The organism is Agromyces mariniharenae, from assembly GCF_008122505.1.
GTDB lineage: Bacteria > Actinomycetota > Actinomycetes > Actinomycetales > Microbacteriaceae > Agromyces > Agromyces mariniharenae.
The window spans coordinates 426,146-439,363 of the sequence record NZ_VSSB01000001.1; the positions used below are offsets into that span (position 1 = coordinate 426,146).

At 71.3% G+C, this 13,218-nt stretch carries 12 protein-coding genes; 2 read left to right on the plus strand and 10 right to left on the minus strand.

The window, feature by feature from the left end; translation table 11 throughout:
• The first annotated feature begins 11 nt into the window (after window positions 1-11).
• Together FYC51_RS01970 and FYC51_RS01975 are read left to right on the plus strand one after the other, a co-directional pair.
• Window positions 12-839 carry a purine-nucleoside phosphorylase gene (locus tag FYC51_RS01970; protein WP_148732013.1) on the plus strand — a complete coding sequence of 276 codons (828 nt, stop codon included), beginning with the start codon at window positions 12-14 and terminating at the stop codon, window positions 837-839.
• 10 nt (window positions 840-849) lie between these two features.
• Window positions 850-2,556 (plus strand): phospho-sugar mutase, encoded by a 1,707-nt coding sequence (locus FYC51_RS01975; protein WP_148732014.1) that lies wholly within the window; start codon window positions 850-852, stop codon window positions 2,554-2,556.
• 119 nt (window positions 2,557-2,675) lie between these two features.
• On the opposite strand, the gene FYC51_RS01980 is transcribed toward FYC51_RS01975, so the two are convergent.
• The 10 genes from FYC51_RS01980 to FYC51_RS02025 form a co-directional block, all read right to left on the minus strand.
• Entirely contained in the window at window positions 2,676-2,960 is a 285-nt protein-coding gene (locus FYC51_RS01980; RefSeq protein WP_148732015.1) for a PTS sugar transporter subunit IIB, read from the minus strand.
• Window positions 2,957-3,433, minus strand: a complete 477-nt coding sequence (locus FYC51_RS01985) for a PTS sugar transporter subunit IIA (RefSeq protein ID WP_148732016.1) — start codon at window positions 3,431-3,433, stop codon at window positions 2,957-2,959. The genes FYC51_RS01980 and FYC51_RS01985 overlap by 4 nt, the downstream gene beginning before the upstream one ends.
• Before the next feature lie 51 nt (window positions 3,434-3,484).
• Complete coding sequence (locus tag FYC51_RS01990) at window positions 3,485-4,606, minus strand: adenosine deaminase (RefSeq protein WP_238476165.1); 1,122 nt, start codon at window positions 4,604-4,606, stop codon at window positions 3,485-3,487.
• 111 nt (window positions 4,607-4,717) lie between these two features.
• Window positions 4,718-6,019 carry a thymidine phosphorylase gene (locus tag FYC51_RS01995; protein WP_148732017.1) on the minus strand — a complete coding sequence of 434 codons (1,302 nt, stop codon included), beginning with the start codon at window positions 6,017-6,019 and terminating at the stop codon, window positions 4,718-4,720.
• The gene (locus tag FYC51_RS02000) at window positions 6,016-6,435 is read right to left on the minus strand and encodes a cytidine deaminase (protein ID WP_148732018.1); all 420 of its coding nucleotides are present in this window, start codon (window positions 6,433-6,435) and stop codon (window positions 6,016-6,018) included. The genes FYC51_RS01995 and FYC51_RS02000 overlap by 4 nt, the downstream gene beginning before the upstream one ends.
• A 66-nt stretch (window positions 6,436-6,501) precedes the next feature.
• Window positions 6,502-7,815 carry an ABC transporter permease gene (locus FYC51_RS02005; RefSeq protein ID WP_187432449.1) on the minus strand — a complete coding sequence of 438 codons (1,314 nt, stop codon included), beginning with the start codon at window positions 7,813-7,815 and terminating at the stop codon, window positions 6,502-6,504.
• Window positions 7,812-9,188, minus strand: coding sequence for an ABC transporter permease (locus tag FYC51_RS02010; RefSeq protein WP_148732019.1), 1,377 nt, complete (start codon window positions 9,186-9,188; stop codon window positions 7,812-7,814). The genes FYC51_RS02005 and FYC51_RS02010 overlap by 4 nt, the downstream gene beginning before the upstream one ends.
• The gene (locus FYC51_RS02015) at window positions 9,185-10,699 is read right to left on the minus strand and encodes an ABC transporter ATP-binding protein (protein WP_148732020.1); all 1,515 of its coding nucleotides are present in this window, start codon (window positions 10,697-10,699) and stop codon (window positions 9,185-9,187) included. Before FYC51_RS02015 ends, FYC51_RS02010 begins: the two co-directional genes overlap by 4 nt.
• Before the next feature lie 165 nt (window positions 10,700-10,864).
• A complete protein-coding gene (locus FYC51_RS02020; RefSeq protein ID WP_238476166.1) occupies window positions 10,865-11,974 on the minus strand; it encodes a BMP family lipoprotein in 1,110 nt (369 codons plus the stop codon).
• A gap of 174 nt (window positions 11,975-12,148) precedes the next feature.
• Window positions 12,149-13,210 carry a BMP family lipoprotein gene (locus FYC51_RS02025; RefSeq protein WP_148732021.1) on the minus strand — a complete coding sequence of 354 codons (1,062 nt, stop codon included), beginning with the start codon at window positions 13,208-13,210 and terminating at the stop codon, window positions 12,149-12,151.
• Window positions 13,211-13,218 lie beyond the last annotated feature (8 nt).

Consider the following 13,218-nt stretch of genomic DNA (forward strand, 5'->3'; position numbering starts at 1 on the left):
AGAGTGGTGGGATGCAGGAGACCAACCCGCTCGACGACCCGAACGCCGACCCCTTCGCCATCGCCGCCGAGGCGGCGGCGCGGATCGCGGAGCTCACCGGTGTGGAGCGCCACGACATCGCGCTCACGCTCGGCAGCGGCTGGGGCCGCGCGGCGGAGCTCATCGGCGAGACCACCCACACCATCCCCGCCACCGAGGTGCCCGGCTTCTCGAAGCCCGCGCTCGAGGGGCACGTCGGCACGCTGCGCTCGGTCGCCCTGCCGAACGGCAAGCACGCGCTCGTCATCGGCGCGCGCACGCACTACTACGAGGGCCACGGCGTGCGACGCGTCGTGCACTCGGTGCGCACGGCGGCGGCGACCGGAGCCACGACCATGATCCTCACGAACGGCGCGGGCGGCATCAAGCAGCACTGGACGCCGGGCACCCCCGTGCTCATCAGCGACCACATCAACATGACGGGCGATTCGCCGCTCGAGGGCGCGACGTTCATCGACCTCACCGACCTGTACTCGCGGCGCCTGCGCAACCTGGCGCGCTCGCTCTCCCCCGGCATCGACGAGGGCGTCTACGTGCAGTTCCGCGGCCCGCACTACGAGACGCCGGCCGAGGTGCAGATGGCGAAGACCATCGGCGGCCACATCGTCGGCATGTCCACGGCGCTCGAGGCGATCGCCGCCCGGCAGGCCGGCATGGAGATCCTCGGCATGTCGCTCATCACGAACCTCGCCGCAGGCATCCAGCTCACGCCGCTGAGCCACGAGGAGGTCATCGAGGCCGGCCGCGCCGCCGAGCCCGTGATCTCCAAGCTGCTCGCCGACATCGTCGCCGAGCTCTAGGGGGCATCGGATGTCGCAGGACAACGCCGCCGGAGCCGAGCGCCTCGCGCTCGCCGAAGCCTGGCTCGCGCAGGACCCCGACCCCGAGACCCGTGCCGAGCTCGCCGCACTCGTCGACGGCGCGAGAGCCGGGGATGCCGCGGCCATCGACGAGCTCGCCGACCGGTTCGACGCGCGCCTCGCGTTCGGCACCGCCGGGCTCCGCGGCGAGATCGCCGCCGGCCCCAACCGCATGAACCGCGTGCTCGTGTCGCAGGCCGCGGCGGGGCTCGCCGCGTACCTCCTCGAGCGCGCCCGGCCCGGCGAGACGCCCTCGGTCGTCATCGGCTACGACGGGCGCAAGAACTCCGCCGTGTTCGCCCGCGACTCGGCCGAGATCATGGCCGGCGCCGGCGTGCGCGCGGTGCTCCTGCCGCAGCTGCTGCCGACGCCGGTGCTCGCGTTCGCCGTCCGCCATCTCGACACCACGGCCGGGGTCATGGTCACGGCCTCGCACAACCCGCCGAACGACAACGGCTACAAGGTGTACCTCGGCGGCGAGCACGGCGGCTCGCAGATCGTGTCGCCCGCCGACGCCGAGATCGCCGCGGCGATCCACCACGTCGCGGCGACGACCACGGTGCCCGACCTCCCCCGCGGCGAGTTCGAGACCGCGTCCGAGGAGGTCGCCGACGAGTACGTGCGGCAGACCGCCCTCGTCGCCGACCGGCCCGCCTCGCAGCCGCGCGTCGTCTACACGGCGATGCACGGCGTCGGCTGGGAGACCGCGGCCCGCGTGCTCGCGGCCGCGGGCTTCGACGCGCCGGCCGTCGTCTCGGCGCAGATCTCGCCCGATCCGGCGTTCCCGACCGTCGCGTTCCCCAATCCCGAGGAGCCGGGCGCGATGGACCTGAGCTTCGCCGAGGCGCGCGCGGCAGGGGCCGAGCTCGTGATCGCGAACGACCCCGACGCCGACCGGCTCGCCATCGCGATCCCCGACGCGTCGTCGGCCGACGGCTATCGTCGCCTGTCGGGCAACGAGGTCGGCCTGCTGCTCGGCTGGCGCGCCGCACGGCGTGCCGCCGACGTCCCGGGCGACTCCGGACCCGACGGCACGCTGGCGTGCTCGATCGTCTCGTCCCCGGGCCTCGAGGCCGTCGCGCGAGCCTACGACCTCGACTTCGAGGCGACGCTCACGGGCTTCAAGTGGATCTCCCGCGCCCCGAATCTCGTCTTCGGCTTCGAGGAGGCGCTCGGCTACCTCGTGAACCCCGAGACCGTGCACGACAAGGACGGCATCTCCGCCGCCGTGGCGTTCCTCTCGCTCGCGGCGTCGCTGAAGGCCGAGGGGCGCACCATCGCCGACCACCTCGACGAGTTCGTCGAGAGGTTCGGCTGCTTCGACTCGTCGCAGGTCTCGATCCGCGTGACCGACCTGTCGCGCATCGGCGAGATCATGGCGCGGCTGCGCGCCGAGCCGCCGTCGTCGGTGGGCGGCATCCGGGTCGAGCGCATCGAGGACCTCGCCGACGGCTTCGGCGCGCTTCCCCCGTCCGACGTGCTGCGCATCATCCTCGAGGGCGGCGCACGCGTCATGGTGCGGCCGAGCGGCACCGAGCCGAAGCTCAAGGTCTACATCGACGCCGTCGGCACCGAGGGCACCGTCGGCGAGCGGCGCGCCGCGGCATCCGCCGCCGTCGCCGCGCTCGAGGCGGGCATGCGCGAACTCACGGCCTGAACGGGCGGGGTCGGGCTCCTCGCGAGTCCGGCCCGCCTCGGCCCGGCGGGACCGGTGCGCCCCGCGTCGTCGTGTCGCCCTCCGCGCCGGCACCTCGCGTCGCCGCGCAGCAGCCGGCCTCAGCCGATCGATGCCTCGAGCTTCTCGCCGATCTCCTCGACGTCGAAGTAGTTCACGACCTCGACGATCTCCGCATAGCTGCGGCCGATCGCGCGGCGCACCTCGTCGGCGAGCTCGGTCGATGTCAGGATGACCTGCGCGTCGGCCGCGGCGGCCGCGATGTCGGCGAGGCCGCTCGCCGAGACGTCGGCGGTGAGCCCCAGCCGGTCGAGCGCGCGCTCGGCGTTCGTCTTCAGGATCGCCGACGTGCCCACGCCGACGCCGCACACCGCCACGATCCTCATGCGCCCGCGGCCGTTCCTGCGGGCGCCGCGTCGACGCCGAGGAGTCCCCGCACCTCGTCGGGCGTCGTGGCGCGCGCGAGGCGACCGACGATGCCCGTGTCGTTGAACGCGTTCGCGAGCTGCGCCACGGATGCCACGTGGTCCTCGGCGTTCGAGACCGCGAGCCCGATCACGACCCGCACCGGGTCGTTGTGCGGGTGCCCGAACGGCACCGCGTCGGCGAGCGTCACGACCGCGAGACCCTCTCGGCGCACGTCGGAGCCGGGGCGGGCGTGCGCCAGCGCGAGGCCCGGCGCGATGACCACGTAGGCGCCGAACTCCTCGATCACGCCGATCATGCGGTCGGCGTACTCCGACCGCGTCGCGCCCGAGCGGGTGAGGGCGCGGCCGACCTCGCGCACCGCGGCGCGCCAGTCGTCGGCACGCGCGCCGAGCACGACGGCCGTGTCGGGAAGGGGAGGGATGGAGGTCATGGGTGTCCGATCGGGGGCGCGACGGCCCTCGGAGGCCGCGTGGCGTGCCGGTCAGGCTTCGTCGAAGCCGTCCTGGATGCGCTCGGCGAGCTCCTCGCGGTCGTCGAGCGGCAGGAACGCGGATGCCGCGGCGTTCAGCTGGAACGTCTCGAAGTCGTCGAGGTCGTAGCCGAACGCGTCGGAGAGCAGGGAGAGCTCGCGCGAGAGCGAGGTGCCGCTCTGCAGGCGGTTGTCGGTGTTGACCGTCACCCGGAACCCGAGCTGGTAGAGCAGGTCGAACGGGTGGTCGACGAGCTCGTCGCCCCACGCGGCGATCGCGCCGGTCTGCAGGTTCGACGAGGGGCTCGTCTCGAGCGCGATCTCGCGGTCGCGCACCCACTGGGCGATCGGGCCGAGCGACACGTAGGTGTTCTCATCGTCCTGCCGCTCGATCGTGAGGTCCTCGGCGATGCGCACGCCGTGCCCGAGCCGGAGGGCGCGCCCGTCGAACAGCGCGCTGCGGATGGAATCGAGGCCGTCGGCCTCGCCGGCGTGCACGGTGACCGGGAAGAACTGCGAGGCGAGGTAGTCGAAGGCCGTGCGGTGCCGGCTCGGGAGGAACCCGGCCTCGGCCCCGGCGATGTCGAACCCGACGACCCCGCGCTCGCGGTGCCGCACGGCGAGCTCCGCGATCTCGAGCCCGCGGTCGTTGTGGCGCATCGCGGTGACGAGCTGGCCGGCGCGGATGAACCGCCCCTGGTGCCGCACGTCGTCGATGCCCTCCTCGATGCCCGACTGCACCGCCTCGACCGCCTCGTCGAGGCTCAGGCCGCGTTCGAGGTGCTGCTCGGGCGCCCACCGGATCTCGCCGTAGATCACGCCGTCGGTCGCGAGGTCCTGCACGAACTCGCGGGCCACGCGCTGCAGGCCGGAGCGCGTCTGCATGACCGCGGTCGTGAGGTCGAACGTCTTCAGGTACTCGACGAGCGACCCGGAGTTCGACTGGTCGGTGAACCACGTGGCGAGGCCGTCGGCGTCGGGCGCCGGAACCTCGAGTCCGACCTCGTCGGCGAGCTCGATCAGGGTCTGCGGCCGCAGGCCCCCGTCGAGGTGGTCGTGCAGCGAGATCTTCGGCAGCGACTGGATGCTCGTGCCGTCGCCCTCGAGGCGGTACTCCGTCGGAATCGTGTTCACGTGACAACGATAGCGGGGAGGCTCACGCGAAGTCTCGGCAATCTCGAAGCGTCGGGACGCCGATTCCGGGCGCGCCGGACGCGGGCGTCCGCTCCTGCGACGCCGACGTTCCTACCGCCCGATGCGGTCGGCGATGAGCGGGCCGCCGTCCTCGACGGCCTCCCCCGGGTCGCCGATCCGGTAGGCGCCCTCGACCGCCTCGAGCGCACGCGCGAAGCGCGCGGGCTCGTCGGCGAAGAGCGTGAACAGCGGCTGTCCGGCGCGCACCGCGTCGCCCGGCTTCGCGTGCAGGTCGATCCCGGCCGCGTGGTGCACCGGGTCCTCCTTGCGCGCGCGGCCGGCGCCGAGGCGCCAGGCTGCGATGCCGAACGGCAACGCCTCCTGCTCGACGAGCACGCCGTCGCGATCGGCCGTGACGACGTGCTGCTCGCGCGCCACGGGCAGCGCCGCGTCGGGGTCGCCGCCCTGGGCGCGGATCGCCCGCTTCCACGTGTCCATGGCGCGTCCGTCGTCGAGCGCGGCCTCCACGTCGGCGTCGTGCACGCCGGCCAGCGAGAGCATCTCGCGGGCGAGGGCGACCGTGAGCTCGCGCACGTCGGCGGGTCCGCCGCCGGCGAGCACCTCGACCGACTCGCGCACCTCGTTCGCGTTGCCGATGGTGAGTCCGAGCGGGACGTTCATGTTCGTGATGAGCGCCGACGTGGCGACGCCCGCGTCCTCGCCGAGCTCGACCATGGTGCGGGCGAGCTCGCGCGAGCGCTCGATGTCCTGCAGGAACGCGCCGGAGCCGAACTTCACGTCGAGCACGAGGGCGCCCGTGCCCTCGGCGATCTTCTTCGACATGATCGACGACGCGATGAGCGGGATCGCCTCGACCGTTCCGGTGATGTCGCGGAGCGCGTAGAGCTTCTTGTCGGCGGGGGCGAGGCCAGCGCCGGCGGCGCAGATGACGCCGCCGACGTCGCGGAGTTGGTCGAAGATCTCCTCGTTGGTGAGGTCCGCGCGCCAGCCGGGGATGGACTCGAGCTTGTCGAGCGTGCCGCCGGTGTGGCCGAGCCCACGGCCCGACAGCTGCGGCACCGCGACGCCGAACGTCGCGACGAGCGGCATGAGCGGCAGCGTGATCTTGTCGCCCACGCCGCCGGTCGAGTGCTTGTCGGTCGTCGGCTTGCCGAGGCCCGAGAAGTCCAGGCGCTCGCCCGAGGCGAGCATGGCCATCGTCATGTCGCGGATCTCGCGTCGGGCCATGCCGTTCAGGAAGATCGCCATCGTCAGCGCCGACATCTGCTCGTCGGCGACGTAGCCGCGCGTGTACGCGTCGATGAGCCAGTCGATCTGGGCGGTCGAGAGCTCGCGCCCGTCGCGCTTGGCCCGGATGAGGTCGACGGCGTCGAACGCCTCCACGGCGCTCATGCGCTCGCCCCCTTGAACTCGGCGAGCTGGCGCGGGCCGAACGCGTCGGGCAGGACCTCGTCGATCGTCTTCACGCCCGAGACGGTCTCGAGCAGCATGCCCTCGGCCGAGTGCTCGTACAGCAGCTGGCGGCAGCGTCCGCACGGCATGAGCGTGGCGCCATGGCCGTCGACGCACGTGAACGCGACGAGCTTGCCGCCGCCCGACATGACGAGCGCGGAGACGAGCGAGCACTCGGCGCACAGGGTGACGCCGTACGACGCGTTCTCGACGTTGCATCCGCTCACGACCCGGCCGTCGTCGACGATCGCGGCCGCGCCGACCGGGAACTCCGAGTACGGCACGTAGGCCTTCGCCATCGCCTCGCGAGCGCGCTCGCGCAGCGACTCCCAGTCGATCGCATCCGTTGCGGTCATGGTGCTCCCCTCAAGGATGGGTTCGGTTCGTCGACGGATGCCGCGACGCGACGCCGCGGCATCCGCTCAGGACTTGATGTACGGCTTGCCGGCCGCTGCCGGCCCGCGCACCTTGCCGACGAGGCCGGCCACGGCGAAGATCGTGACGAGGTACGGCAGCATGAGCATGAACTCGCTCGGCACGGGCGATCCGATCACCGACAGCGTGTTCTGCAGGTTCGACGCGAAGCCGAACAGCAGCGCCGCGAGCGTCGCCTTGATCGGGTCCCACTGGCCGAAGATGACCGCGGCGAGCGCGATGAAGCCCGCGCCCGCGGTCATCTCCTTGTTGAAGGCGATGCCCGAGCCGATCGTGAAGAACGTGCCGCCGAGGCCGGCGATCGCGCCCGCGAGCGCCACGTTCCAGAACCGGGTGCGGTTCACCTTGATGCCGACGGTGTCGGCGGCCTGCGGGTGCTCGCCCACCGCGCGGAGCCGGAGGCCCCACCTGGTGTGGAACAGCCCGACGTAGACGAGCGCGACCGCGATGTACATGAGGTAGACGACGATGGTCTGCCGGAAGAACACCGGCCCGATGATCGGGATGTCGCTCAGCAGCGGGATCGGCAGGCGCTCGAACCGCGGCGGGGTGTTGAGCGTGCCCGCGTTCGGCGACAGCACCTGCGAGAAGAAGAAGCTCGTGAGGCCGATGACGAGCACGTTCAGCACGACGCCGACGATGACCTGGTCGACGAAGTACTTGATCGAGAACGACGCGAGCACCATGCCGACGAGCAGGCCGGCGACCATCGCGCCGATGGTGCCCGCGATGAGCCCCAGCCAGGGCTGGCCGGTCGACGACGAGACGACCGATGCGACGACCGCCGCGGTGAAGGCGCCGGCGAGCAGCTGGCCCTCGATCGCGATGTTGATGACGCCGACCCGCTCGCCGATCACGCCGGTCAGCGAGCCGTAGATGAGCGGCACGGCCAGGCTCAGCGACCCGAACAGCAGGCCGATCACCGGGATGGCGGCGCCCGAGGCCGCCCACGTGAGGAAGCCGAACATGAACACGACCGCGAAGACCACGACGAGCCAGAGCGGCACCTTGCGCTTCGACGCGACGAGCATCGCGGAGTACGCGGTCGCGAGCGCCAGCAGGACGACCGTGATCCAGAGCGCCGGCATCGACGGGACGGTGATCTCGGGCAGCTGGATGACGTCGGCCTGCGTCGAGAGGCGGAAGGTCGTCTCGCCGTCGCGCGGCGCGAAGACCGCGAGCGCGAGCGCGGCGAGCGTGAAGATCGCGAATGCGATCGGCGCCTTCCAGCTCGTGACGACGGTCGTGTCGAGCGGCTCGGCCACGGGGGCGGGTGCGTTGTGCTGCAGCGCGGCGGTCACTTGATCTTCACCTCCTGGGAGACGTTGGGAAGGGCTCTGCGGCGCGAGGCCGGGTCGGGCAGGCGGAAGATCGTGCGCACGAGCGGCGGCGCCGCGATGAAGAGCACGATGAGCGACTGCACGACGAGCACGATCTCGATCGGCACGCCCTCGGCGGCCTGCATCGAGAAGCCGCCCGCCTTGAACGCGCCGAACAGCAGGCCGGCCACGAAGGTGCCCCACGGGGTGGACCGGCCGAGGAGGGCCACCGTGATCGCGTCGAAGCCGATGCCGGCGTCGATCCCGGCGGTGAAGCCGGTGGTCACGGTGCCGAGCACCTGGCTGACGCCGGCGAGGCCGAGCAGCGCGCCCGAGATGAGCATCGCGTAGACGTACATGTTGCGCACGTTGATGCCGGCGACGCGTGCCGCGTTCGGGTTCTCGCCGACGGCGCGGAACCGGAAGCCGAGGCTCGAGCGGCTGAGGATCCACCACACGACGATCGTGGCGATGATCACCAGCACGAATCCGAAGTGCAGGTTGAACTGGGGTCCGAGCAGGTCGGGGAAGATCGCCGTGTCCTTCATCGCCGGGGTCTTCGGGTTCGACGAACCCGGCGCCTGCAGGAGGCCGGGCGTGCGCAGCATCCACGACACCAGGTAGAACGCGACGTAGTTGAGCATGATCGTGACGATCACCTCGTGTGCGCCCGTGCGTGCCTTGAGGAAGCCCGCGATGCCGGCCCAGAGCGCGCCGCCGACGAGGCCGCCGATGAGGGCGACCAGCATGTGCAGGCCCCACGGCAGGTCGAAGCCGAAGCCGATCCAGCCGGCGACGGATGCCGCGATGAGCATCTGGCCGCGGCCACCGATGTTGAACATGCCGACGCGGAAGGCGAGGGCGACGCCGAGGCCACCGGCGATGAGCGGGGTCGCGAACGTCAGGGTCTCGGTGAGCGGCCGGATGCCGGCGAGGAACGTGTCGCGGCGGAAGTTGTAGACGGCGCCCTGGAACAGCGCCGAGTACGCGCCGGCGACGGAGTCCCAGATCGCTTGGAGCATGTCCGTGGGACGGGCGAAGAAGTAGCCGGCCGTCTCCTGCACGCGCTCGTCGGTGAACGCGATCATGATCGCGCCGACGAGCAGCGCGAGCAGCACCGCGAGCACCGAGATGATCGCGTTGCCCGTCGCGATCTGGTGGAGCATCGTGTGCCAGCGCGACGGCGGCGGGACGTCGGCACCGGCGCCGGGCCCGCCGGCGGTCGCACGGGCGTCCTCGGCCGCGGTCTGCTTCTCGGGCGAGACGGCGCCGGGCTCCTCGATCGCGACGTCGGCGTCGAGGTCGCCGGCGGCGCCGGTCGGGCGCGCGGCGTCGGGGTTCTGGGGGTCGCTCATGCGGCCGCTCCTTCGGGTTGTTCGCCGGCCATCATGAGGCCGAGCACGTCGCGCGGCGTGTCGCCGGGGACGATCCCGACGATGCGGCCTCGGTACATGACCATGATGCGGTCGGCGAGCGCGACGACCTCGTCGAGCTCGGTGGACACGACGACCACGGGGACGCCCGAGTCGCGCGTCTCGACGATGCGCTTGTGGATGAACTCGATCGAGCCGACGTCGACGCCGCGCGTGGGCTGCGCGGCGACGAGGAGCCGCAGATCGCGGCTCAGCTCGCGCGCGAGCACCACCTTCTGCTGGTTGCCGCCCGAGAGCTGGCGCACCTTCGAGTCGATGCCCTGCGTGCGGACGTCGAACTCCTTGACCTTGTCGCGGGCGAAGTCCGCGAGCGCGGCGCGCTGGATGTTGCCGGCGCGCACGAACGGCGCTCCGCCACTGCGGTCGAGCATGAGGTTCTCGGCGATCGTGAACTCGCCGACCAGGCCGTCTTCGGTGCGGTCCTCGGGCACGAAGCCGACGCCCGCGTCGAGGATGCGCTTGACGCCCGCCGAGCCGAGCTCGACGCCGTCGAGCCGGATCGAGCCCTCGACACGCGGCTGCAGGCCGAGGAGCGCCTCGGTGAGCTCGGTCTGCCCGTTGCCCTGCACGCCCGCCACGGCGAGGATCTCGCCGCCGCGCACGTCGAAGCTCACGTCGTTGACGACGAGCTGGCCGGCGGGGTCGATGACCGTGAGGCGCTCGACCTGGAGCGCGGGCTCGCCGAGCTTCGGCTCCTCCTTCTGCACGGTGAGCTCGACCGCGCGGCCGACCATGAGGGAGGCGAGCTCGGCGTTCGTGGCCGTGGGCGACGCCTCGCCGACGACCTTGCCGAGGCGCACGACCGTGATGCGATCGGCGACCTCGCGCACCTCGCGCAGCTTGTGCGTGATGAAGACGATCGAGGTGCCGGTCTCCTTGAGCTGGCGCATGATGGCCATGAGCTCGTCGGTCTCCTGCGGCGTCAGCACGGCGGTCGGCTCGTCGAACACGAGCACGCGCGCGTCGCGGGACAGCGCCTTGATGATCTCGACGCGCTGCTGCACGCCGACCGGCAGGTCGTCGATGAGCGCGTCGGGGTCGACGTCGAACCCGAACCGCTCGGAGATCTCGCGCACCTTCGCGCGGGCGGTCGGCAGGTCGAGCAGCCCGCCGGCGCGGGTGGACTCGTGGCCGAGCATGACGTTCTCGGCGACCGTGAACACCGGGATGAGCATGAAGTGCTGGTGCACCATGCCGATTCCGGCGGCCATCGCGTCGCCGGGTCCGGCGAAGTGCTGCACCTCGTCGTCGAGGAGCACGTCGCCCTCGTCGGCCTGGTAGAGGCCGTAGAGCACGTTCATGAGCGTCGACTTGCCTGCGCCGTTCTCGCCGAGGAGGGCGTGGATCTCGCCGGCCTCCACGGTGAGGTCGATGTGATCGTTGGCGACCAAGCTGCCGAATCGCTTCGTGATGCCGCGAAGTTCGAGCTTCATGTCCCCGATCCTAGTGAGATGGCTGCATCCGTTGGTGATGCTGCGCGAATGTCGAAATGGCCGGATGCCGCGTGCGCAGATGTTGCGCGAACCGCTCCGGAATGCGTCGGAACGCCGATCGGGGAGGCCGGCTGGCGCCGACCTCCCCGATCAGTGCGTACGTTCCTACTCGGAGGCCGAGAGGTACGACTCGACCGTGATGTCGCCCGCGATGATCGCGGCCTTCAGGTCGTCGAGCTGGCCCTGGAGCTCGGCCGGGACCTTGCTCTCGAAGTCGTGGAACGGCGCGATGCCGACGCCCTCGTTCTCGAGCGTGCCGATGAACGGGGTGTTGTCGAACTCGCCGTTTCCGGCTGCGAGCACGGCCTCCTTGGTGCCGACGTCGATGCCCTTGAGGATCGAGGTGAGCATGAGGTCGGCGACCGACGGGTCGGTCTCGGTGAAGTCGGCGTCGACGCCGATCATCGCGATCTCGCGGCCGGAGTCGCGGATGGCCGCGGCGGCCGACTGGTAGATCGGGCCGCCGACGGGCAGCAGCACGTCGACGTTCTGGTCGATGAGGCCCTGCGCGGTGTTGCGCGCGGTGTCGTTCGCCTCGAAGCCACCCGTGAAGAGGCCGTCCTGCGCGGCGCGGTCCCAACCGAGGACCTGCACGTTCGTGCCCATCTCCTGGTTGTGGTACTCGACGCCCTGGGCGAAGCCGTCCATGAAGATGGAGACGGTCGGGAAGTTCATGCCGCCGAAGGTGCCGACGACGCCGGTCTGCGAGTACGCCGCGGCCGCGTAGCCGGCGAGGAACGCCGCCTGGGCCGTGTCGAAGACGATCGGCTTGATGTTCTCGAAGTCGGTCTGGCCGTCGAAGTCGAGGTCGACGGTGTCGTCGATCGAGACGTACTCGATGTCGGGGTTGGCCTCGGCCGACTCGGCCGCCGCCGACGCCAGCGCGAAGCCGACGGTGACGATGAGGTTGCAGCCCTGGTCGACGAGGTTCGTCAGGTTGGGCGCATAGTCGGTCTCCGCGTCGGACTGCACCGTGACGGGCTCGACGCCGAGCTCGTCGGCGGCGGCGGTCAGGCCCTCGAAGCCGAGCTGGTTGAAGGACTTGTCGTCGAAGCCGCCTGCGTCGGAGACCATGCAGGGGAGGAAGTCGCTGGCCGCCTCTCCCCCGTCGGTGCTGCCCGAATCCTCGGGCGCGGAACCGCAACCGGCGAGCAGCACGGCTGCGCCGAACATGGCGAGGCCGCCCAGCGCGGCCTTCCTGGTCGTGACCTTCACTGTGTCCTCCAAAGACTGCGCCCCGACCGTCGCGGGACTCGTGGAGTCACGTTACCGAATGTTGCGCTCACCGCTCAGGTCGCGGCCGCAGGTGACATGCAATGGTTATGAAGCCGCGACATTCTGCTCATATGAGCAGGCCGACGGGCCCCCGCTCGGGGGACGGGATGCGGATCAGGGCGCGCTCGGCGACTCCACGAGCAGCTCGCCGGCGATGATCGCCTGGCGCAGGCCCTCGATCTCGCCGTCGAGCTCGGGCGTCACGAGCGGGGCGAGGTCGTGGTACGGCGCGATCTCCACGCCGCCGTTCTCGAGCGTCCCGACGTAGGGCTCGTTCGTGAACGAGCCGTCCTGCACCTCGCCGACGATCTCGACCATGGCGTCCTGCGTGTTCTTCAGCACGCTGGTGAGGATGACCGGGCGGAACTCGGGGGCGAGCGTCTCGTAGCCGTCGCTGTCGACCCAGATCACCGAGACGCCGCCGCGCTCGAGGGCCGCGGACGTCGCGCCCTCGCCGACCTGCCCGGCGACGGGGAGGATGACGTCGGCGCCCTGGTCGATGAAGCCCTCGGTGAGCGCCTTGCCCTTGTTGATGTCCTCGAAGTCGCCGGTGAACGCGCCGTCCTGCTTCGCCTTGTCCCAGCCGAGCGCGCGCACCTGCGTGCCGTGGATCTCGTTGTACTTCGCGACGCCGTCGACGAAGCCGTCCATGAACAGGGTCACCGGGGGTTGGTTGCCGCCGCCGAACGTGGCGACGACGCCCGTCTTCGAGACGCCCGCGGCGAGGTATCCGGCGAGGAACGAGGCCTGCGCGGTGTCGAACACGACGGGCTTCACGTTGTCGGCCTCGACCGTCTCGTCGACGATCGCGAACGCGAGGTCGGGGTTCGCCTCGGCCTGCTCGAGCGTCGCCTCGGCGAGCTCGAACCCGACCGTGACGATGAGGCCGCAGCCCGAGTCGACGGCCTGCTGCACGTTGGGCGCGAGGTCGGTCTCGCCCGTGGAGACGATCGCCTCGGCCTCGACGCCGAGCTCCTCCTCGGCCTGCTGCAGGCCCTCCCAGCTCGACTGGTTGAAGGAGCGGTCCTCGAGGCCGCCGGAGTTGGTGACCATGCGCACGCAGTCCGCGTCCGCGGCGTCGGTGCCGCCCGACTCGGGCGCGGGCGCGCAGGCCACCAGGGTGACGGATGCCGCGACGAGCGCCGCTCCGAAGCCGAACCACCGACGCACAGACATCCGCTGCC